Below are 22,213 nucleotides of genomic sequence, written 5' to 3'. Positions count from 1 at the left end.
TAGCAAGGAAGCCGGGGGCGAAGCAGCAGTTGTAATGACCGGGGGCCAACAGAGCCTTGCCGGGATTGGCGGGAGCGGGCATCGCGCGGCACGGGCGAGCCTACGCCGCGCATGTTGCAGCCGGCCTGCAAGGCGGCAGCCCGCACCTGGGCTTGGCCCGCGCGCCACGGGCCGGGTGGTCTAGGCCATCAGACCAGCTGCAGCTCGAAGGCCTTGAGCACCGCGCGCGTACGGTCGCGCACGCCCAGCTTGCTCAGGATGTTGGAGACGTGGTTCTTGATCGTGCCCTCGGCCACGCCCAGCGAATTGGCGATCTCCTTGTTGGAGAAGCCGCCGGCCATCAGGCGCAGGATCTCAGTCTCGCGCTCGGTCAACGGGTCGGGCCGGTCCAGGCTCACGAAATCGTTGCGCATGTGCTCCAGCCCGGACAGCAGGCGCTGGGTCACCGCGGGCTGCACCAGCGAACCACCAGCCGACACCGTCTGTATGGCGCCAACCAGCTGTTCCAGCGACACATCCTTCAGCAGGTAGCCCTTGGCGCCCGCCTTCAGGCCGGCCAGCACCAGCTGGTCGTCGTCGAAGGTGGTGAGGATGATTGTCGGCGGGAGGCTGTTGGTGCGGGCCAGCGCCTGCAGCGCCTCCAGGCCGGACATCACCGGCATGCGCATGTCCATCAGCACGACGTCGGGATTGACCTGGGGAATCATCTCGACGGCCTGGCGGCCATCGCCGGCCTCGGCGATGACCTCGATGCCTTCGGCCAGCGCCAGCAGCGAGCGTACGCCCTGGCGCACCAGGGTCTGGTCGTCAACAAGCATCACACGGATCATGCGATCACTCCTTCGGGGACGGCGGTGGGTTCCGCCGATGCCGGCAACGTCAGGTGCAGGCAGAAGCCCTCCTGCGGCCGGGTCTTGATTTCGAGGTTGCCGCCATACTGCGCCAGCCGCTCGCGCATGCCGCGAAGGCCGTTACCGGCCACGAAGGCCTCGGCGCCGCGGCCGTCGTCTCGCGCGGTCATGGCGATCATCGCGTCCTCCCGGATCGCGCTGATCCAGAGGTTGCGTGCCGCGGCGTGGCGCACGGCATTGGTGATGACCTCCTGCGTGCAGCGCAGCAGCACGTGCGCGCGCTCGGGGTCGTCCATGGTCAGCGGCGACTCGATATCCATATGGATCTGCAACGACGGGACGTTCTCGGCGAGCGGGCGCAACGCCGCTTCCAGGTCGATTGCGCCACCGTCGCGGAGGTGGCTGACCGCCTCGCGGACGTCGGTCAGCAACAGGCGCGCCAGCGTGTGCGCCTGCTGTACGTGCTCCTTCACCCGCCCCTCGGAGAGGTGGCCGGCCACCTCCAGGTTGAGGCTGAGCGCGGTGAGGTGGTGGCCCAGCAGGTCATGCAGCTCACGCGAGATGCGCGTGCGCTCGTTGACACGGGCGCTTTCGGCCAACAACACGCGGGTGGCGCGCAGCTCGGCATTGAGCCGGCGCTGCTCCTCGCGTGCCTGCGCCTGCTGGCGGGCCACCAGGCTGGTCACGAACACGAACACGCAGAAGCCGGCGTACAGCGCCGACTGCATCAGCGCCTCCGGCCAGGAGAAATCCAGCCCGCGCACGTACACCGGCACCACCACGAACTGGCTCAGCACCAGCCACGCGACTCCCAGGGGCATGGGCAACAGCCACGGCAGCACGCACGCCACGACCATCAGCAGGATGCTGCCCAGCCCGCTGCCGCTGTAGTAGCTGATGGCGATCGCGGTGCCGGTCAGCACCATGAGCAGCGCGTAATCGAACAGGTTGGCGCGGCGCGCCCCGAGGTTGCGGGTCACCCAGCTGTAGCTCAGGCCGAACGAGAAGTAGAGGGCCCAGAGCGTCCAGCCCACCCGCAGCGCGCCGAAGGCCTCCTCGGCGATGCCCAGGTCGTCGCCCAGCGGCTGGAGCGTCAGCGACAGCAGCGGAAAGCCAACCATCGCCCAGGTGAACAGGCCGGCGTAACGCAGCAGTCGGGAATGGTTCAGGCGGTTCAACATCGCTGCATGCTAGCGGTATGCAGGGCGGCCGGAGCCATCCGAAAGTCATGCCCGGCCCGGTCGGTACCGCTCCGTCGCAGTCGCCGCGGCCGGGTCGCCATGCGATAATCGCCGGGCCGCCGGCACTGCCCGGCGGCGCTGCTGTACCGCGTCGCAGAACCTGGAGCTCCGGAATGTCGATCGTCGTCCGCGACGTGCGCGAGCACGAGCTGGATTCCGTCCTTGCCCTCAACAACGCCGCCGGACCCGCCATCCTGCCGCTGGACGCCGCAAGACTGCGCCGCTTCTTCGACCACGCCGAATACTTCCGCATCGCCGAACGCGACGGGACCATGGCCGGGTTCCTGATCGGGCTGGCGTCCACCGCCGAGCACGACAGCAGCAACTTCCGCTGGTTCCACGAGCGCTACCCGGACTTCTTCTATATCGACCGCATCGTGGTGGCCAGCCGCCGCCGCGGTGGCGGTGTCGGCCGCGCGCTATATGCCGATGCGCAGAGCTATTCCGAGCTGCGTTACCCGCAGATGGCCTGCGAGGTGTTCCTGGAAGGCGCCAACGATCCGGTGCTGCTGTTCCACGGCAGCTTCGGCTTCCGCGAGGTCGGCCAGCACGTGATGCCCGGGTCCGGCATCCGCGCCGCGATGCTGATGAAGTCACTGTGCAGCTATCCCTGGGTGCGTGAGACCTATGGCGATGCATTGCCGGATACCCCGTGGATCCTGCAGCCCCGCCAGGCGCCCGCCGCCCAGCACCGCCCGACGGGTACCGCATGAACGCCGCCATGGACTACGAGCAGGCTGGCGAACTCAAGATCGGCCAGGTGGGCATCGCCAACCTGCGCGTGCGCACGCTGGATGTCGAGCGCCTCGTCGACGAGATGCGCGGCCGCGTGCAGCGCGCGCCCAAGCTGTTCGCGCGCGCCGCCGTCGTGCTCGATTTCGGCGGTCTGGCGCAGACGCCGGACCTCACCACTGCGCGCAACCTGATCGACGGCCTGCGCGGCGCCGGCGTGCTTCCCGTGGCGCTGGCATACGGCACCAGTGAAACCGAGCGCCTGGCCGAGCAGCTCGACCTGCCGCTGCTGGCCAAGTTCCGCGCCCAGTACGAACGCGCCGAGGGCGATGCGACACCGGCCGCGGCACCCGCGCCTGCGCCTGCCCCCGCCCCGGCCGAGGCACCGCAGCGTCGCGAGGCCAGCGCGCCGCCGGCCGCGCCCGTCGCATCCCCCGGGCTCATCCAGTCCGCGCCCGTGCGCTCGGGCCAGCAGGTCTATGCCGACAATCGCGACCTCACCGTGCTGACGTCCGTCGGTGCCGGCGCCGAGGTCATCGCCGACGGCTCGGTGCACATCTACGGCCCCTTGCGTGGACGCGCACTGGCCGGCGCGCAGGGCAACGAGAAGGCCCGCATCTTCTGCCGCGAGTTCCATGCCGAACTCGTGGCCATCGCCGGGCACTACAAGGTGCTCGAAGACATCCCGAAGGACCTGCGCGGCAAGGCCGTGCAGGCCTGGCTCGAAGACGGGCAACTCAACATCGCGGCGTTGGACTGACGCCGCACCACTGGAGGATTCGAACTTGGCCGAAATCATCGTAGTCACCTCGGGCAAAGGCGGCGTCGGCAAGACCACGACCAGCGCCAGCCTTGCGTGCGGACTCGCGCGCCGCGGCCACAAGGTCGCCGTCATCGACTTCGACGTGGGCCTGCGCAACCTCGACCTGATCATGGGCTGCGAGCGCCGCGTGGTGTACGACTTCGTCAACGTCGTCAACGGCGAGGCGACGCTCAAGCAGTCGCTGATCAAGGACAAGCGCTTCGACAACCTGCACGTGCTGGCCGCGTCGCAGACCCGCGACAAGGACGCGCTGACCAAGGAAGGCGTGCAGAAGGTGCTCGACGACCTCGCCGCCGACGGCTTCGACTACATCGTCTGCGACTCGCCGGCCGGCATCGAGAAGGGCGCGTTCCTGGCGATGTACTTCGCCGACCAGGCGGTTGTCGTGGTCAACCCGGAAGTCTCGTCGGTGCGCGATTCCGACCGCATCCTCGGCCTGCTGTCGTCCAAGACCCGCCGTGCCGAGAACGGCGAGCGCGTCAAGGAGCACCTGCTGCTGACCCGCTACAGCCCCAAGCGCGTGGAAACCGGCGAGATGCTGAGCATCGGCGATGTCGAGGAGATCCTCGGCCTCAAGAGCGTCGGCGTGATCCCGGAGTCCGGGGACGTGCTCAATGCCTCCAACAAGGGCGAGCCGGTCATCCTGGACACCGAGTCCGATGCCGCCCAGGCCTACGACGACGCCGTGGCGCGCCTGCTGGGCGACACCCGCCCGATGCGCTTCACGCAAGCCGAGAAGAAGGGCTTCTTCAGCAAGATCTTCGGAGGGTAAGTACATGGGCCTGTTCGATTTCCTGCTGACCAAGAAGCAGACCGCCTCCGTCGCCAAGGACCGCCTTCGGATCATCGTCGCCCACGAGCGTGCCAGCCGTGGCGGCCCGGACTACCTGCCGATGCTGCAGCGCGAACTGCTGGAAGTGATCCGCAAGTACGTCAACGTCGATGCCGAGTCGGTCAAGGTCGACCTGCTGGGCGAAGGCGACAACAAGGTGCTCGACATCTCCGTGGCATTGCCCGAGAAGGACGAGGCCCGGGCGGTCGCCAACGGCTGACGTCCCAATGTAGGAGCGGCTTTAGCCGCGATCGGGAATGCATCGGCTCGCGCCGACTTTCGATCGCGGCTGAAGCCGCTCCTATACCCTTCTGCACATGCTCACCCTTGCCGACATCGGCTTCGACGCAACCGCGGCGCTGCTCGCCCGCCACGGCCTGCGGCTGGTGCGCGTGCCCGACGGCGGGGCGATCCCCGGCAGCTACTGGGGCGAATGCGAGGCCGGCCTGATCGGCTCCGACGTCTTCGCCCGCGCCGACACGCCGGTGCATTCGCTCCTGCACGAGGCCTGCCACCTGCTCGTGATGCCGTCCGAGCGCCGCGCCAGCGTCCACACCGACGCCACCGATTCGCAGGAGGAGGAGGACGCCACCTGCTACCTGCAGATCGTCCTCGCCGATGCCCTGCCCGGCGTCGGCCGTGACCGCCTGATGGCCGACATGGATGCCTGGGGCTACACCTTCCGCCTGGGCTCCACCCGCGCGTGGTTCGAGCACGATGCCGAGGATGCGCGTGACTGGCTGGAGGTTCGCGGCCTGTTGGCCTCCGTTGGCGGCGGAGCCGCCGCGATCGCGGCCTGATACAGGCGCCTGACACGCAAGTCCGCCCTGCCCTGCGCCCGATCGCGACGCCATCGCTTCACTTGCACCGCCCCCAGCCCGCCACTAGCCTTCGGGGCTCGGCGCATCCAGCGCGAGTCGCATCCCGGAGAAACCCACCCATGAAACCCGTCCGCGCGTTGCTCGCGCTCAGTATCACGGCCGCCGTCCTGACCCTGTCCGCGTGCAAGCGCGACGAGACCCCCGACGCGACCGGCACCACGCCGCAGGCAACCGCGCCCGAAGGCGAGACCGCCGACCAGTTCGCCGCCCGCGTGAATGAAGAAATCATGCGGATGCAGCCGGAGATCACCAAGCCGCAGTGGCTGTCGTCGACCTACATCACCGACGACACCCAGTTCCTGGCGGCCAAGGCCAACGAGCAGTACCTGTCCAAGCTCAACCAGTGGGTCGAGCAGGCCCGCCGTTTCGAGGGCCAGGACATGTCGCCGCAGACCGCGCGCACGATCCAGCTGCTGAAGCTGGCCACCGCGATGCCCGCGCCCAAGGACCCGGAGAAGCTCGCCGAGCTGACCCGCCTGGTCGCCAAGATGGAAGGCATGTACGGCTCGGGCGAGTACTGCACCGGCGAAGGCGACAACCGCACCTGCCGCCAGCTGGGCCAGCTGGAGGACGTGCTGCGCGGCAACCGCGACTACGACGCCCAGCTCGACGCGTGGCGCGGCTGGCACACCATCGCCCAGCCGATGCGCGAGGACTACACCCGCTTCGTGCAGCTGGTGAACGAGGGCGCGAGCGAGATGGGCTATGCCGACGCCGGCGAGATGTGGCGTTCTGGATACGACATGAGCCCGGTCGAGATGGCCGCCGAGACCGACCGCTTGTGGGGCCAGGTCAAGCCGCTGTACGAGCAGCTGCACTGCTACGCCCGCACCCGCCTGGAGGCCGAATACGGCGCCGAGCGCGGCAAGGTGGACGGCGGCATGCTGCCGGCGCACCTGATGGGCAACATGTGGCAGCAGGACTGGGGCAACCTCTGGGACGTCCTGGCCCCGTATGAGAATGCCGGCAGCCTGGACATCACCGGCGCGCTGGAAGCGCAGTACCAGCAGAACTTCGCTGCCGCGCTCACCCGCCAGGGGGGCGACCGCGACGCAACGGCGTTGGCGCAGATCGAGCAGGACGCCATGCTGGCAACCGCGCGCCAGATGACCGAGCGCGCCGAGGACTTCTATGTCTCGCTGGGCATGCCCGAACTGCCCGACAGCTACTGGGAGAAGACCCAGTTCATCAAGCCGCGCGACCGCGACGTGGTCTGCCACGCCAGCGCGTGGGACATGGACATGAAGGGCGACGTGCGCACGAAGATGTGCATCAAGCCCAACGAAGAGGACTTCACCACCATCTACCACGAGCTGGGCCACGTCTATTACTACCTGGCCTACAACGAGCTGCCGCCGGTGTTCCAGGCCGGCGCGCACGACGGCTTCCACGAAGCCATCGGCGACACCGTGGTGCTGGCGATGACGCCGGAGTACCTGCAGTCGATCGACCTGGTCGGCGAGCAGCAGCAGAGCGAGGAGGCGCTGATCAACGCGCAGATGCGCATGGCGCTGGCCAAGGTCGCTTTCCTGCCGTTCGGCCTGATGATCGACCGTTGGCGCTGGGGCGTGTTCGACGGCACGATCGAGCCGGGCCAGTACAACAAGGCGTGGTGGGACCTGAAGGCCCAGTACCAGGGCGTCGCCCCGGTCGACGCGCGCGGCGAGGAGTTCTTCGACCCGGGCGCCAAGTACCACGTGCCGGGCAACACGCCGTACACCCGCTACTTCCTGGCGCACGTGCTGCAGTTCCAGTTCTACAAGTCGCTGTGCGACGCTGCCGGCTACACCGGCCCACTGCACGAGTGCAGCTTCTACGGCAACAAGGCCGCCGGCGAGAAACTGCAGGCCATGCTCAGCCGCGGCGCCAGCCAGCAGTGGCAGTCCAGCCTCAAGGAGCTGACCGGTGGCGAGGGCATGGATGCCGGCGCGGTGCTGGAGTACTTCGCTCCGCTGCAGGCGTGGCTGAAGGAGCAGAACGAAGGCAAGTCCTGCGGTTGGCAGGCCGGCACCACGGCAGCGGCCAAGCCCGCGGCGGAGGCAGAGGCCAAGCCGAAGGCGCAGGGCTGACCGGGGACGCGGTCTGATCTGGAAGGCCGGCGGGCAACCGCCGGCCTTCTTCGTGTGTGGAGTACGGACGGGTAACAACGCCGCGCAGCGGGCAGCAAACGTCGGAACAAATGTGATGCCGTCGTGAACGCAGCCCTCACGGCGCGCCACGTAATGTCCCGCCGTTCAATGCAACCGTTTGGAGACGGCAGGGGGAGTGGCTGGTGAGTGAAGTGAAACCGCGCGTGCGCAAGCCCGCAAACCGGGCCGGCGGCGCAGCCGCCACCGCCGAAGCCGCATCGGCCACGTCATCGCGCGCCCGGGACACGGTCGCCGCGACCGACGATCCCAAGCGCCAGATCCTCCAGGCCATGCAGGCCGTCCGCCAGGGCGATTTCTCGGTGCAGTTGCCGACGCACTGGGACGGCATCGACGCACGCCTTGCCGAGACCTTCAACGACATCGTGCTGGCCAATCGCCGCCTCGCCGGCGAACTGGCCCGCGTCGGCCAGAAGGTCGGCGTCGAAGGCCAGACCCGCCAACGCATCGCCCTGTCCAACCGCAACGGCCACTGGGGCGAGATGGAGCAGTCCGTCAACGGGCTGGTCGACGACCTAGTACGCCCGGTGGACACGATCACCGAGGCACTGGCCGGCGTGTCCAAGGGCGACCTCACCCGCCCGGTGCCGCTCGAGGCCGACGGCCGTCCGCTGCAGGGCGAGTTCCTGCGCTCGGCCACCATCGTCAATCGAATGATCGACCAGATGGGCGAGTTCAGCTCCGAGGTCACGCGCGTGGCGCTGGAGGTCGGCACCGCCGGCCGCCTCGGCGGCCAGGCCAAGGTCAAGGGCGTGTCGGGCGTCTGGAAGGAGCTCACCGACTCCGTCAACCAGATGGCGTCCAACCTGACCGCGCAGGTCCGCAACATCTCCGAAGTCACCATCGCCGTGGCCAACGGCGATCTGTCACGCAAGATCACCGCCGACGTGCGCGGCGAGATGGCGCAGCAGAAGGAGGCCATCAATACGATGGTCGACCAGCTGCGCAGCTTCGCCTCGGAAGTCACGCGCGTGGCGCGCGAGGTCGGCACCGACGGCAAGCTCGGCGGCCAGGCCGTGGTGCCGGGCGTCGCGGGTACGTGGAAGGACCTGACCGACTCGGTCAACGCGATGGCGTCCAACCTGACCAGCCAGGTCCGCAACATCGCCGAGGTCACCACCGCGGTGGCCAAGGGCGACCTCTCGCGCAAGATCGCCGTGGACGCCCAGGGCGAGATCCTGCAGCTCAAGGACACCATCAACACGATGGTGGACCAGCTCAACGGCTTCGCCGCGGAAGTCACGCGCGTGGCGCGCGAAGTGGGTACGGAAGGCAAGCTCGGTGGCCAAGCGCAGGTGCCGGACGTCGCCGGTACGTGGAAGGACCTCACCGACCACGTCAATTCGATGGCGTCCAACCTGACCAGCCAGGTGCGCAACATCGCCGAAGTCACCACCGCGGTGGCCAAGGGCGATCTGTCGCGCAAGATCACCGTGGACGTGCGCGGCGAGATGCTGGAGCTGAAGAACACCCTCAACACGATGGTGGACCAGCTCAACAGCTTCGCGGCCGAGGTGACCCGCGTGGCGCGCGAAGTGGGTACGGAAGGCAAGCTCGGCGGCCAGGCCACCGTGCCGGGCGTTGACGGCACCTGGGCCGACCTCACCGACTCGGTCAACGCGATGGCGTCCAACTTGACCAGCCAGGTGCGCAACATCGCCGAGGTCACCACCGCGGTGGCCAAGGGCGACCTATCGCGCAAGATCGGCGTGACCGCGCAGGGCGAGATCCTTCAGCTCAAGGACACCATCAACACGATGGTGGACCAGCTCAACAGCTTTGCGGCCGAGGTGACCCGCGTGGCGCGCGAGGTCGGCACCGAGGGCAAGCTCGGCGGCCAGGCGGCGGTGCCCGGCGTGGCCGGCACGTGGGCCGACCTCACCGACAACGTCAACGCAATGGCGTCCAACCTGACCAGCCAGGTGCGCAACATCGCCGAGGTCACCACCGCGGTCGCCAAGGGCGACCTGTCGCGCAAGATCGGCGTGGACGTGAAGGGCGAGATGCTCGAGCTGAAGGACACCATCAACACGATGGTCGACCAGCTCAACGGTTTCGCCGCCGAGGTGACCCGCGTGGCGCGCGAGGTCGGCACCGAGGGCAAGCTCGGCGGCCAGGCGCGCGTGCCCGGCGTGGCCGGCACCTGGAAGGACCTCACCGACAACGTCAACTCGATGGCGTCCAACCTCACCAGCCAGGTCCGCAATATCGCCGAGGTCGCGACCGCGGTGGCCAAGGGCGACCTCTCGCGCAAGATCGGCGTGGATGCGCAGGGCGAGATCCTGCAGCTGAAGGACACCCTCAACACGATGGTGGACCAGCTCAACAGCTTCGCCGCGGAAGTCACGCGCGTGGCACGCGAGGTGGGCACCGAGGGCAAGCTCGGCGGCCAGGCCACCGTGCCCGGCGTGGCCGGCACGTGGAAGGACCTCACCGACAACGTCAACTCGATGGCGTCCAACCTCACCACCCAGGTGCGCGGCATCGCCAAGGTGGTGACCGCGGTGGCCACCGGCGACCTGCACCAGAAGCTGACCGTGGAGGCCAAGGGCGAGATCGCCGCACTGGCCGACACCATCAACGGCATGACCTCCACGCTGGCGATCTTCGCCGACCAGGTGACGTCCGTGGCGCGCGAGGTCGGCGTGGAAGGCAAGCTCGGCGGCCAGGCCAACGTACCCGGCACGGCCGGCATCTGGAAGGATTTGACCGCCAACGTGAACCAGCTGGCGGCCAACCTGACCACCCAGGTGCGCGCCATTGCCGAGGTCGCCACCGCGGTGACGCAGGGCGATCTCACCCGCTCGATCACCGTGGACGTGCGCGGCGAGTTGTCCGACCTCAAGGACAACATGAACCTGATGATCGGCACGCTGCGCGCGACCACCGAGTCCAGCAGCGAGCAGGACTGGCTGAAGACCAACCTCGCCAAGTTCTCCGACATGATGCAGGGCCAGCGCGACCTGATCACCCTCGGCCGCATGCTGCTGTCGGAGCTGGCGCCGCTGATGAACGCCCAGCAGGGCGTGATGTACGTGGTGGAGGCCGACGACGCCAACAACCCGGCGCAGCTGCGCAAGCTGGCTGGCTACGCCGATGCCGACACCCGCGACACCTCGCGCACGCTGCAGTTTGGCGAAGGCCTGATCGGCCAGTGCGCCGCCGAGGGCGAGCTGATCCTGATCAACGACGTGCCGCACGGCGCGGTGCAGATCGAGTCCGGCCTGGTCAGTGCGGTGCCGCGCAGCGTGATCGTGCTGCCGGTGCTGTTCGAAGACCAGGTCAAGGCGGTTCTCGAGCTGGCCACGCTGTCGGAATTCAGCGCCTCCCAGCGCGCATTCCTGGAGCAACTGTCGGGTTCGATCGGCATCGTGCTCAACACCATCGAATCGACCATGCGCACCGAGCGGCTGCTGTCGCAGTCGCAGCAGCTTGCCGGCGAGCTGCAGTCGCAGCAGAAGGAGCTGCAGCAGACCAACGAGGAGATCGCGCTCAAGGCGCAGATGCTGGCCGAGCAGAAGGCCGAGGTGGAGCAGAAGAACCTGCAGATCGAGCACGCCCGCCGCGCGCTCGAGGAAAAGGCGGCCGAGTTGGCGCTGACCTCGCGGTACAAGTCCGAGTTCCTGGCGAACATGTCGCACGAACTGCGCACGCCGCTGAACTCGATCCTGATCCTCGGCCAGCAGCTGGCCGAGAACCCGGAAACCAATCTCAACCCGCGCCAGGTCGAGTTCGCCAAGACCATCCACGCCGCCGGCACCGACCTGCTGCACCTGATCAGCGACATCCTGGACCTGTCGAAGATCGAGTCCGGCACCGTCACCGTCGACAGCGAGGAGCTCAAGTTCGGCCACCTGCGCGAGAACATGGTCCGCGGCTTCCGCCACGAGGCCGAGCGCCGCGAGCTGGAGTTCTCCGTCGATTTCGCGCCCGACCTCGGCCCGGCGCTCACCACCGACCCCAAGCGCCTGCAGCAGATCCTCAAGAACCTGCTGTCGAACGCCTTCAAGTTCACCGAGGAAGGCAGCGTGCGGATGCGCGCCTACAAGGCCGAAGGCGGCTGGAGCCGCGGCCACGACGTGCTCGACAACGCCGCCACCGTGGTGGCGTTCGAGGTCACCGACACCGGCATCGGCATCTCGCCCGACAAGCAGAAGATCGTCTTCGAGGCGTTCCAGCAGGCCGATGCCGGTACCTCGCGCAAGTTCGGCGGCACCGGCCTGGGCCTGGCCATCAGCCGCGAAATCGCCGGCCTGCTCGGTGGCGAGCTCAACCTGCGCAGTGAAACCGGCAAGGGCAGCACCTTCACCCTGTACCTGCCGCTGAACTACGCCGGTTCCGACCGCGCCCACACGGTGCGCGCCGCGCAGGCACGCCCGCTGCAGGCGCCCGCCCCGACCGACACCCCGGTATCGCAGCTTGAAACCGTGCCCGACGACCGCGACCTGCTGCAGCCCGACGAGCCGATCCTGCTGGTGGTGGAGGACGACCCGCGCTACGCCAGCGTGCTGCGCGACCTGGTCCGCACCAAGGGCTTCCGCGCACTGGTCGCCAACACCGGCGCCGAGGCGCTGCGGCTGGTGCGCGATTACATGCCGACGGCCATCCTGCTCGACATCATCCTGCCCGACATGCTCGGCTGGACGGTGCTGGCGCGCCTCAAGCAGGACTCCAGCACGCGCCACATCCCGGTGCAGATCATCACCGTGGAGGAGGAGCGCCATCACAGCATCGAGCGCGGTGCGTTCGCCTACCTCGCCAAGCCGTCCAACCCCGAGAACATCGGCGCGGCGCTGCAGCGGATCAAGGACTACACCCTGCCCCGCGTGAAGCGCCTGCTGATCGTCGAGGACGACGCCGCCGAACGCATGAGCATCGAGGAGCTGCTGCGCCACGACGACGTCGCCATCGACACCGTCGGCTCTGGCGCCGAGGCCCTGGAGGCGCTCGGCAACGGCCACTACGACTGCGCGGTACTCGACCTGCGCCTGCCCGACATGACCGGCTTCGAGCTGATCGACCTCATCCAGGCCCAGCCCAACGTCAACGACCTGCCGATCGTGGTCTTCACCGGCAAGGACCTGACCGCCGACGAGGACAGCCGCCTGAAGAAGGCTGCCAAGAGCGTGGTCATCAAGGGCGTGGAGTCCCCCGAGCGCCTGCTCGACGAAACCGCGTTGTTCCTGCACCGCGTCATCGCCGACCTGCCCGAATCCAAGCAGCGCATGGTCGAGCGCCTGCACCAGTCCGACGAGGTGCTCGAGGGCAAGCGCGTGCTGGTGGTGGACGATGATGTGCGCAATATCTTCGCGCTCTCCAGCGTGCTGGAGCGCCACGGCATGGACGTGGTCACCGCCGGCACCGGCCAGGAGGCGGTCGAGAAGGTCACCAGCGACCCGGACATTTCGCTGGTGCTGATGGACATCATGATGCCGGGCATGGACGGCTACGACACCATGCGCGCCATCCGCGAGAGCTCGGAGCTGCGCACGCTGCCGATCGTCGCCCTCACGGCCAAGGCAATGAAGGGCGACCGTGAGAAATGCCTGGAGGCCGGCGCGTCCGACTACCTCGCCAAGCCCGTCGTCACCGATCAACTGCTGGGGGTGCTGAGGCAGTGGCTGCATCGCTGACCCCCGCCGCCGCCGTCTCGGGCACCGGGCTTGCGCAGGCGATTGCCGGCGAGCCGGTGAAGATCCTGCTGGTCGATGACCAGCCGGGCCGGCTGCTGACGTACCGCGCCATCCTGGAACCGCTGGGCGAAACCCTGGTGGAGGCCAGCTCGGGCATGGAGGCGCTCAAGCGGCTGATGGACGAGGATTTCGCCGTCATCCTGCTGGACGTGAACATGCCCGGCATGGACGGGTTCGAGACCGCCAGCCTGATCCACCAGCATCCGCGCTTCGAGAAGACGCCGATCATCTTCGTCACCGCGGTCAACGTCTCGGACATGGACCGGCTGCAGGGCTACAAGCTGGGCGCCGTCGACTACGTGATGGTGCCGGTGATCCCGGAGATCCTGCGCAGCAAGGTCGAGGTACTGGCCGAGTTGCACCGCAAGCGGCGCGAGCTGCAGGTACTCAACGAGTCGCTGGCGGCCGACAACCAGGCGCTTCAGCTCGAGAAGGCGCGCGAACTCGAAGCGCTCAACGAATCGCTGCTGCAGGCCAACACCGCCCTGGCCACCCGCAACGAAGAGCTGCAGCGCGAGGTCGCCGAACGTGTGCGCGCCGAGCAGCTGCTGCGCGACGCCGACCAGCGCAAGGACGAGTTCCTCGCCACCCTCGCCCACGAGCTGCGCAACCCGCTGGCCCCGCTGCAGAACGCGCTGTCGGTTCGCCGCATGTCGATGGGCGATGTTGCCGACCCGCTGCAGGACACGATGGAGCGCCAGGTCGCGCTGCTGATCCGGCTGATCGACGACCTGCTCGATATCGCCCGCATCACCCAGGGCAAGCTCACCCTGCGCGAGACCGACACCACGCTGCAGGACGTGCTCGCCGCCGCCATCGAGATTGCGCGCCCGCTGATCGAGGCCGGCGAGCACCGCTTCGACACCCGCGTGCCGGAGGAGTCCATCGCGCTGCACGCCGACCATGCGCGCTTGTCGCAGGTCTTCGCCAACCTGCTCAACAACGCCGCCAAGTATTCCGACCCCGGCAGCCGGATCGAACTGTGCGCCACGGTCGAAGGCGATGAGATCTGCGTCAGCGTGTCCGATACCGGCGTGGGACTTGCGCCCGAGCAGTTGGACGCGGTGTTCGAGGTGTTCCGGCAGGTCGATACCACGGTCGAGCGATCGCGCGGCGGCCTCGGCGTCGGCCTGACCCTGGTGCAGAAGCTGGCGCAGATGCACGCCGGCCGTGTCGAGGTGCACAGCGAGGGCCTCGGCCGAGGCAGCACCTTCCACGTGCACCTGCCGCGCCATCGCGCAGGCACCGCGACCGGGTCCGAGGCCAGCGCGTCCACGCCACTTCCGCCGGCCGGCACGCTCGGCGACGGCAACCCGCGCCGGGTCCTGATCGTCGACGACAACCGCGACGCCGCCGACACCCTGGCGATGATGGTGCGATTGCTCGGCCACGACGTGGTGCAGATCTACGACCCCCACGCGGTGGAGACGGAAGTCGACCGCTTCGTGCCCAACCTGCTGTTCCTCGACGTCGGCATGCCCGGACGCAGCGGATACGACATCGCCTCCAGCCTGCGCGCCCGGCCGGGCGGCGATGCGCTGGAAATCGTCGCCGTCACCGGCTGGGGCCAGCCCGAGGACCGCCGGCGCACGCAGGAGGCCGGGTTCGACGACCATCTGGTCAAACCGCCGCAGTTCGATGCGATCAAGCGCATCTGCGAAGGCGGCACGCACCACGAACGCAAGGTGTCCGGCGCATGACGCAGGCCCGCAAGACCTGGCTGGAGCGGCTGGCGCACGACCTGCGCGGCCCGCTGTCGCCGGTGCAGACCGCCGTGTTCCTGCTGCGCGACGAACGCACCGGCGCAGAGGACCGCGCGGAGCTTCTGGACGTCATCGACCGCCAGACCAAGCGCCTGGGCCGGATGATCGACGAGGTCAGCGACTTCGTGCGCGCCGACAAGGGCCGGCTGCTGGTTCGGCAGGAGGCGGTGGATCTGGACCTGCTGCTGGAGGACATCGGCCCGCGCCTGCGCGAGATGCCCCCTGAGATCACGTTCGAGCCCGACGCGCGCAACCTGGTGCTGCACGGCGACGTGGTGCGGCTGGGCCAGCTGATGCGTGCGGTGCTCGGCTTCCAGGTGTCGCAGGCCGACGCCGGGACACCCCGCGCGACCGTCCGCCGGCTCGACGACGGCCACGTGCAGCTGCTGCGGGACGTCGCGTGCAACGGCGACGCCGCGACGATGGCCGAACGCCTGCTCGACGACCCGCATCCCGAGCCCGGCGACGATGGCCTGGGCCTGCAGCTGATGATCGCCCGCGCGATCGCCACCGCCCACGGCGGCCACCTCACCGCCCGTGCCCGCGGCAGCGACGTGATCGAACTCGACCTGCAGCTGCCCGCGCGCCCCGCGTCCGACGCCTGACAGCATCACGCCCCTGTAGGAGCGGCTTCAGCCGCGATCACCCGGCCGGCACCCATGCAGGAGCGACGTAAGTCGCGACCCGCCCGCTCCCCCGTAGATGCGACGTCGCGACTGACGTCGCTCCTACAGAAGGCCTGCGCCCAACATGGGTTTCCGGGCCAACCCGCCCGGCGGCATACTCGCCCCATGGACACCATCGCACCCGCCGACCTGCGTCCGCAGCCGCTGTCGCATGCCACCGCCCTGCCCGCGCGCTACTACGTCGACCCGACCATTGCCGCGTTCGATCGCACGGAGTTCTTCGACCGCGGCTGGCAGCTCATCGCGCACGTGTGCCAGCTGCAGGCCGCCGGCGACCACGTCATCGCCGACTTCGCGGGCCTCCCGGTCATCGCGGTGCGCGGCGCGGACGATGTCATCCGCGTCATGCACAACGTCTGCCGCCACCGCGCCGGTCCGATCGCCAGTTGCGACGGCCTGGCCGCCAAGTCGCTGCGCTGCCGCTACCACGGCTGGACCTACACCCTGGACGGGGTGCTTCGCTCGGCGCCGGAGATGGGCGACACGCAGGACTTCAACCCGGCCGACGTGCGCCTGCCGCAACTGGCGGTGCGGGTGTGGCAGGGGCTTGTGTTTGCAGCCGCCGATGCCGGCACCGCCATCGACTTCGATGAATTCGTCGAGGGCATCGACGCGCGCCTGGGCGAGGGCCGCGGGCTGGAACGCTACGGCCACCACCAGCGCGTGGGCTACGACGTGGCCTGCAACTGGAAGGTCTACGTCGACAACTACCTGGAGGGCTACCACGTCCCCCACATCCACCCGGGTTTGAACAAGCTGCTGGACTACCGCAGCTACATCACCGAGGCGGCCCGCTGGTACTCCTACCAGTACAGCCCGCTCGAGAGCGGGGACGGCCTGTACGGTGACGGCGACGCCCTCTACTACTGGCTGTGGCCGAACACGATGCTCAACATCCTGCCGGGCCGACTGCAGACCAACCGGGTCATCCCGCGCGGCGTGGACCGCTGCCGGGTGGAGTTCGACTTCTATTACACGCGCGACGAATCCGGCGAAGCCCGCGCCCGCCGCGACGCCGACCTCGCCTTCAGCGACGAGGTGCAGGTCGAGGACCTGACCATTTGCGAGGACGTTCAACGCGGCCTGGCGTCGGGGTCCTACACCCCCGGCCGCCTCAACCCGCTGCGCGAGAACGCCGTCCACCATTTCCACGAACTGCTGCGCGCCGCCTACCGCGGCAGCGACGAGTCCTAGTCGGCGACGCAGTTCCCCGCTCTCTGCAGGAGCGGCTTCAGCCGCGATCACTCTCGCGGTGGTCGTGATTCGTCCACGGCCCCATGTAGGAGCGACGTAAGTCGCGACCGTGGCGCTTGAGCGACCGCAGGCAAGCGATGTCGGGTGGACTCGATCGAACGGTGCCTCGGAATCGAAACGGCGATCGCGACTTACGTCGCTCCTACAAAGGGGTAAGGGCGCGTTAGCGGTAGCGGGCACGCACAGCGGGTGTGGATGCGATCGCGGCTGAAGCCGCTCCTACAGAAAACCCGCGGGAACGCGCCGCCCACCTGCGCGCTACAGCCGCTCCGTCGGCTCCAGCGCCGCCGGCTCGTCCGGGCACTCCGGCACCTCGTGGCCCTTGCCCAGCTCCCAGCGCCAGAAGCCCCAGCCCAGCAGCGTGAACAGCGACGCGCCGATCGCCAGGTGCATCGCGTCGAAGCTCAGCCACGGCGAGATCACGCCCGCCACCAGCGAGTGCAGCACCAGCCCGGTGAAGGCCTGCAGCGACGACGCCGAGCCGCGCTGGCGCGGGTACATGTCGAGGATGGCGAGCGTCAGGATCGGGAACACCAGCGCGATACCGAAGGCATTCAGCGTCATCGGCAACACCGCCCACGGCACCTCGGGCACCGGTACGACGAGGTTGTAGGCCAGGTTGGCCACCGCCGCAGCACCGCAGCAAATGAAGCCGATGCCCACCAGACGCGCGCCGCTGATTCGACCGGCCGCGCGGCCCGACATGAAGGCACCCAGCATCATCCCGCCGATGGTCGGCACGAAGAACCACGCGAAGTCACCCTCGCCCAGCCGCTGCCCGTCGCGGCGCAGCAGGTCCAGCACGAACGCCGGCGCCGAGGCGATGTACAGGAACAGCGCGGCGAAGTTGAACGCGCCTGCCGCGGCCAACCGCTGGAAACGCGGGTTGATGAAGATCGCCGCGTAATCGCGCAGCAGCCGCTTGGGCGACACCTTCAGCTGCGACGCCGGCGGATGCGTTTCCGGCAGCATGAAATACGTCGCCGCCAGCAGGGCGGCGGAGAACATCACCAGGAACCAGAAGATCGCCGGCCACCGGCTCCAGCCCAGGATCCAGCCGCCGATGATCGGCGCGATGGCCGGCGCAATGCCGAAGATCATCGACACCTGGCTCATCAACCGCTGCGCGTCGTCGCCGTGCAGCACGTCGCGGATTACCGCGCGGCCCACGATCAGGCCGACGCCGGCGCTCAACCCCTGCAGCGCGCGGAACGCCAGCAGCGTGGTCAGGTCGGGGGCCAGCGCGCAGCCCACCGAGGCCAAGGTGAACACGGCCAGCCCTCCCAGGATCACCCGCCGCCGGCCGATGGCGTCCGACAACGGCCCGTGCACCACGCTCATCAGCGCGTAGGCGATCAGGTAGACACTGATCGTCTGCTGCATCGCCAGCTTGTCGGCCCCCAGCTGCGCGCCCATCTGCGGGAACGCCGGGAAGATCGTGTCGATCGAGAACGGCCCGAACATCGCCAACCCGCCCAGCAGCAGCGCCAGCCGGCGGGTGGAGGGCGCGGTCATGCGCCCGCTCCGGCGGCCGGTCGGCCACGGAGACATGAATGGGAGGCATGGGACATGCCGCAAGGATACGGGTTGCCGCCCCGCCCCGTGATGCCGTCTCCGGCGATTCACTGTCCCGCTCCCACGACCCCACTGCCCCAGCCCCTGTAGGAGCGGCTTCAGCCGCGATAACGCCATCCCGACGCCCTGCCCCGCCACTCCCCCTGTAGGAGCGACGTGAGTCGCGACCGCGAACCTCCGGATATCCCGCGGTCACGACTCACGTCGCTCCTGCATCGAGAGCCTTCGCGGCTGAAGCCGCTCCTACAGGCCGCGGACACTCCGGCCCCTTCCCACCCCCGCCCCGCGCGTATAATCCCGCCCACAGCACGCGGTGGGAGAAGCGGGGGCCTGCCCCTGCTGCCGAAGGCGCAATCGCCCGGAATCGCTCAGGCGCAATACCGCCCCGTGCTGGGCGTGGCTCACCCCACGCCCGACACTCTGGAGAGACCGGCCAGCCCCGTGGGGCCCGCGCCGGCGCCGAAGGGGCAAGAAGCGACGCGGGGGCCTCCTCCCCCGCCCCCGCGCTTCCAAACTCTCAGGCAGAAGGACAGAGGGGCAGCTCGTCCGCGCGGCATGGCGGATGCGCGACGGCGGACGGCCCCGTGGCCGGCGCGCCGGACCACCCCTCCACTGCCGCCCCGCGGCCACCGGACCTTCGCCATGAGCCAGCCCGCCACCCCGTCCCTGCGCGACCTCGAGCACCACGACGCGTTCCTCGAGCGCCACATCGGCCCCAACGAGGCCGAGATCGCGCACATGCTCAAGACCATCGGCCGCGAGTCGCTCGACGCGATGACCGACGCCATCGTCCCGGGCAAGATCAAGTCCCCCGCGCCGCTGGCCCTGCCCGACCCGGTCAGCGAGGTCGAGGCGATCGCCAAGATCCGCAGCATCGCCAACCGCAACCAGGTCTTCCGCAGCTTCATCGGCCAGGGCTACAGCGGCACGCACACGCCCAACGTCATCCTGCGCAACATCCTGGAGAACCCGGCCTGGTACACCGCCTACACCCCGTACCAGGCGGAGATCTCGCAGGGCCGCATGGAAGCGCTGATCAACTTCCAGACCATGTGCGCCGACCTGACGGGCATGGAGATCGCCAACGCGTCCCTGCTGGACGAAGGCACCGCCGCCGCCGAGGCGATGACGCTGGCGCGGCGCTCGTCCAAGTCCAAGTCGAATGTCTTCTTCGTCTCCAGCGGCGTGCATCCGCAGACGCTGGAAGTGGTGCGTACCCGCGCCGAGCCGCTGGGCATCGAGCTGGTCGTCGGCGACGACGCCAAAGCGCTGGAGATCGACAGCTTCGGCGTGCTGCTGCAGTACCCCGACACCTTCGGTCGCATCGGCGACCACAAGGCGCTGGCCGACGCCGTGCACGCGCGCAACGGCCTGGTGTGCGTGGCCGTCGACCTGCTCGCCCTCACCCTGCTCACCCCGCCGGGCGAATGGGGCGCCGACATCGTCGTCGGCAACACCCAGCGCTTCGGCGTGCCGTACGGCTTCGGCGGCCCGCATGCCGCGTTCATGGCGTGCCGCGACGCGTTCAAGCGCTCGATGCCGGGCCGCCTGATCGGCGTGTCGGTGGACAGCGAGGGCAAGCCCGCCTACCGCCTTACCCTGCAGACCCGCGAGCAGCACATCCGCCGCGAGAAGGCGACCTCCAACATCTGCACCGCGCAGGTGCTGCTGGCGGTGATGGCCTCGATGTACGCCGTCTACCACGGCCCCGAAGGCCTGGTCCGCATCGCCCGCCGCACCCATCGTCTGGCCGCAATCCTGGCCGACGCGCTGCGCGGCGCCGGCGTCACCGTGGGCGAGCAGTTCTTCGACACCCTGCACGTCACCGGCATCGACGCCGGCGAGCTGCACCAGCGCGCCCGCGCCGTGCGCATCAACCTGCGCGCGATCGATGCATCCAGCGTCGCCATCGCGCTGGACGAAACCACCACGCGCGAGGACGTCATCGCCCTGGCCGGCCTGTTCGGCGTGGAGCTGGTCCACATCGACGACGTCGACGCCCGCACCGGCGACGCGCTGCCGACCGGCCTGGTGCGCGACTCGAAGTTCCTGACCCACCCGGTGTTCAACACCCACCACAGCGAGCACGAGATCCTGCGCTACATGCGCAGCCTGGCCGACGAGGACCTGGCGATGGATCGCACCATGATCCCGCTGGGCAGCTGCACCATGAAGCTCAATGCCACCGCCGAGATGATCCCGGTGACGTGGCCGGAGTTCGCCAACATCCACCCGCTGGCACCGGCCGAGCAGGCGCAGGGCTACAAGCAGCTGATCGACGAGCTGGAAGCGATGCTGGTGGAGTGCACCGGCTACGACGCCGTCAGCCTGCAGCCCAACTCCGGCGCGCAGGGCGAGTACGCCGGCCTGCTGGCCATCCGCGCCTACCACCGCGCCAATGGCCAGGCCCAGCGCGACATCTGCCTGATCCCCGAGTCCGCCCACGGCACCAACCCGGCCTCCGCGCAGCTGTGCGGCATGCAGGTGGTGGTGACCAAGTGCGACAAGGACGGCAACGTCGACCTCGACGACATCCGCGCCAAGGCCGAGAAGTATTCCGAGCGCCTGGCCGCGCTGATGATCACCTACCCGTCCACGCACGGCGTGTTCGAGGAGGACATCGTCGCGATCTGCGATGCCGTGCATCAACATGGCGGCCAGGTCTACACCGACGGCGCCAACATGAATGCCCTGGTCGGCGTCGCCAAGCCCGGCAAGTGGGGCTCGGACGTCAGCCACCTCAACCTGCACAAGACCTTCTGCATCCCGCACGGCGGCGGCGGCCCGGGTGTCGGCCCGTGCGCAGTCAAGGCGCACCTCGCCCCGTACCTCCCCAAGGCGCACGGCGACGACGGCCTGCACACCGATGGTGTCGGCAACGGCGCGATGGTGTCGGCCGCCAGCTTCGGCAGCGCGTCCATCCTGCCGATCAGCTGGATGTACATCACGATGATGGGCAGCCACGGCCTGCGCCGCGCCACCCAGGTCGCGCTGCTCAACGCCAACTACGTCGCCACCCGCCTGGCGCCGCACTACGAGACGCTCTACACCGGTCGCAACGGCCTTGTCGCGCACGAGTGCATCCTCGACCTGCGCCCGATCAAGGACGCCACCGGCATCAGCGCCGAGGACGTCGCCAAGCGCCTGATCGACTTCGGCTTCCACGCCCCGACGCTCAGCTTCCCGGTCGCCGGCACGCTGATGGTCGAGCCGACCGAGTCCGAGAGCCTGCACGAGCTGGACCGCTTCATCGACGCGATGATCGAGATCCGCGAGGAGATCCGCGCCATCGAGGACGGCCGCCTGGACCGCGAGGACAACCCGCTCAAGCACGCCCCGCACACCGCCACCCAGGTGGCCGCCGAAGAGTGGACCCACGCCTACCCGCGCGAACTGGCCGCCTTCCCGCTGCCCGTGCTGCGCCAGCAGAAGTACTGGCCGCCGGTCGCACGCGTGGACAACGTCTACGGCGACAAGAACGTGTTCTGCAGTTGCGTCCCGATCAACGCCTTCGAAGGCGAGATCGAAGCCTTCAGCGAACCGATGGTGTCGTAACCCGGAAGGGCGCGGCCGTCCACATGGCCACGCACCATGCACCACCCGAAAGCCCCGCACCCGCGGGGCTTTCCTTTTTTGCGGCACCACCACCACCCCCCTGTAGGAGCGGCTTCAGCCGCGATCACGCCCCCGCACGACCTTTGTAGGAGCGACGTGAGTCGCGACCGACGACTTCGA

General features: G+C 68.7%; 14 protein-coding genes and 2 riboswitches. Of the genes, 11 read left to right on the top strand and 3 right to left on the bottom strand.

Features of this window, described 5'->3' with window-relative positions:
* Positions 1–188: 188 nt before the first annotated feature.
* Complete coding sequence (locus K6753_RS09030) at positions 189–830, bottom strand: response regulator (protein ID WP_223676111.1); 642 nt, start codon at positions 828–830, stop codon at positions 189–191.
* Positions 827–2,032 (bottom strand): sensor histidine kinase, encoded by a 1,206-nt coding sequence (locus tag K6753_RS09025; protein WP_223676110.1) that lies wholly within the window; start codon positions 2,030–2,032, stop codon positions 827–829. Before K6753_RS09025 ends, K6753_RS09030 begins: the two co-directional genes overlap by 4 nt.
* A 173-nt stretch (positions 2,033–2,205) precedes the next feature.
* Here K6753_RS09025 and K6753_RS09020 point away from each other — a divergent pair, with 173 nt between their 5' ends.
* From K6753_RS09020 to K6753_RS08975, 10 genes are all read left to right on the top strand, one after another.
* On the top strand, positions 2,206–2,805 hold the full coding sequence (locus K6753_RS09020; RefSeq protein WP_223676109.1) for a GNAT family N-acetyltransferase: 600 nt from the start codon (positions 2,206–2,208) through the stop codon (positions 2,803–2,805).
* On the top strand, positions 2,802–3,584 hold the full coding sequence (gene minC, locus K6753_RS09015) for a septum site-determining protein MinC (protein ID WP_223676108.1): 783 nt from the start codon (positions 2,802–2,804) through the stop codon (positions 3,582–3,584). The genes K6753_RS09020 and minC overlap by 4 nt, the downstream gene beginning before the upstream one ends.
* Positions 3,585–3,609: 25 nt before the next feature.
* Positions 3,610–4,419 carry a septum site-determining protein MinD gene (gene minD / locus K6753_RS09010; protein WP_223676107.1) on the top strand — a complete coding sequence of 270 codons (810 nt, stop codon included), beginning with the start codon at positions 3,610–3,612 and terminating at the stop codon, positions 4,417–4,419.
* A 4-nt stretch (positions 4,420–4,423) separates the two neighbouring features.
* Positions 4,424–4,699: a cell division topological specificity factor MinE gene (gene minE, locus K6753_RS09005; protein ID WP_223676106.1), complete on the top strand. Its 276-nt coding sequence runs from the start codon at positions 4,424–4,426 to the stop codon at positions 4,697–4,699.
* Positions 4,700–4,796: 97 nt separating this feature from the next.
* Positions 4,797–5,279 (top strand): hypothetical protein, encoded by a 483-nt coding sequence (locus K6753_RS09000; RefSeq protein WP_223676105.1) that lies wholly within the window; start codon positions 4,797–4,799, stop codon positions 5,277–5,279.
* A gap of 140 nt (positions 5,280–5,419) precedes the next feature.
* The gene (locus tag K6753_RS08995) at positions 5,420–7,429 is read left to right on the top strand and encodes a M2 family metallopeptidase (RefSeq protein WP_223676104.1); all 2,010 of its coding nucleotides are present in this window, start codon (positions 5,420–5,422) and stop codon (positions 7,427–7,429) included.
* A 203-nt stretch (positions 7,430–7,632) separates the two neighbouring features.
* The gene (locus tag K6753_RS08990; protein WP_223676103.1) at positions 7,633–13,140 is read left to right on the top strand and encodes a HAMP domain-containing protein; all 5,508 of its coding nucleotides are present in this window, start codon (positions 7,633–7,635) and stop codon (positions 13,138–13,140) included.
* Positions 13,125–14,900, top strand: coding sequence for a response regulator (locus tag K6753_RS08985; protein ID WP_223676102.1), 1,776 nt, complete (start codon positions 13,125–13,127; stop codon positions 14,898–14,900). The genes K6753_RS08990 and K6753_RS08985 overlap by 16 nt, the downstream gene beginning before the upstream one ends.
* Positions 14,897–15,568, top strand: a complete 672-nt coding sequence (locus K6753_RS08980) for a sensor histidine kinase (protein ID WP_223676101.1) — start codon at positions 14,897–14,899, stop codon at positions 15,566–15,568. Before K6753_RS08985 ends, K6753_RS08980 begins: the two co-directional genes overlap by 4 nt.
* A 186-nt stretch (positions 15,569–15,754) precedes the next feature.
* On the top strand, positions 15,755–16,843 hold the full coding sequence (locus K6753_RS08975; protein WP_223676100.1) for an aromatic ring-hydroxylating oxygenase subunit alpha: 1,089 nt from the start codon (positions 15,755–15,757) through the stop codon (positions 16,841–16,843).
* 318 nt (positions 16,844–17,161) lie between these two features.
* On the opposite strand, the gene K6753_RS08970 is transcribed toward K6753_RS08975, so the two are convergent.
* Positions 17,162–18,418, bottom strand: a complete 1,257-nt coding sequence (locus K6753_RS08970; RefSeq protein WP_319936660.1) for a multidrug effflux MFS transporter — start codon at positions 18,416–18,418, stop codon at positions 17,162–17,164.
* A 364-nt stretch (positions 18,419–18,782) separates the two neighbouring features.
* Positions 18,783–18,871: riboswitch (glycine riboswitch) on the top strand.
* 17 nt (positions 18,872–18,888) lie between these two features.
* A riboswitch (glycine riboswitch) is annotated at positions 18,889–19,021 on the top strand.
* Between the two features lie 99 nt (positions 19,022–19,120).
* Between K6753_RS08970 and gcvP the strand changes: the two genes are divergently transcribed.
* The gene (gcvP, locus tag K6753_RS08965) at positions 19,121–22,033 is read left to right on the top strand and encodes an aminomethyl-transferring glycine dehydrogenase (protein WP_223676099.1); all 2,913 of its coding nucleotides are present in this window, start codon (positions 19,121–19,123) and stop codon (positions 22,031–22,033) included.
* Positions 22,034–22,213: the final 180 nt, after the last annotated feature.

It is taken from the genome of Novilysobacter selenitireducens, assembly GCF_020026895.1.
Lineage (GTDB): Bacteria > Pseudomonadota > Gammaproteobacteria > Xanthomonadales > Xanthomonadaceae > Lysobacter_C > Lysobacter_C selenitireducens.
Note: the sequence above shows the minus strand (reverse complement) of the source record. Positions and strands in the feature narration are given on the sequence as shown.

Bases quoted from the DNA above. Each gene is read 5' to 3' on its own strand.
- K6753_RS09030 (WP_223676111.1), bottom strand. From the start codon at position 830: ATGATCCGTGTGATGCTTGTTGACGACCAGACCCTGGTGCGCCAGGGC.
- K6753_RS09025 (WP_223676110.1), bottom strand. From the start codon at position 2,032: ATGTTGAACCGCCTGAACCATTCCCGACTGCTGCGTTACGCCGGCCTG.
- K6753_RS09020 (WP_223676109.1), top strand. From the start codon at position 2,206: ATGTCGATCGTCGTCCGCGACGTGCGCGAGCACGAGCTGGATTCCGTC.
- minC (WP_223676108.1), top strand. From the start codon at position 2,802: ATGAACGCCGCCATGGACTACGAGCAGGCTGGCGAACTCAAGATCGGC.
- minE (WP_223676106.1), top strand. From the start codon at position 4,424: ATGGGCCTGTTCGATTTCCTGCTGACCAAGAAGCAGACCGCCTCCGTC.
- K6753_RS09000 (WP_223676105.1), top strand. From the start codon at position 4,797: ATGCTCACCCTTGCCGACATCGGCTTCGACGCAACCGCGGCGCTGCTC.
- K6753_RS08995 (WP_223676104.1), top strand. From the start codon at position 5,420: ATGAAACCCGTCCGCGCGTTGCTCGCGCTCAGTATCACGGCCGCCGTC.
- K6753_RS08980 (WP_223676101.1), top strand. From the start codon at position 14,897: ATGACGCAGGCCCGCAAGACCTGGCTGGAGCGGCTGGCGCACGACCTG.
- K6753_RS08975 (WP_223676100.1), top strand. From the start codon at position 15,755: ATGGACACCATCGCACCCGCCGACCTGCGTCCGCAGCCGCTGTCGCAT.
- K6753_RS08970 (WP_319936660.1), bottom strand. From the start codon at position 18,418: ATGACCGCGCCCTCCACCCGCCGGCTGGCGCTGCTGCTGGGCGGGTTG.
- gcvP (WP_223676099.1), top strand. From the start codon at position 19,121: ATGAGCCAGCCCGCCACCCCGTCCCTGCGCGACCTCGAGCACCACGAC.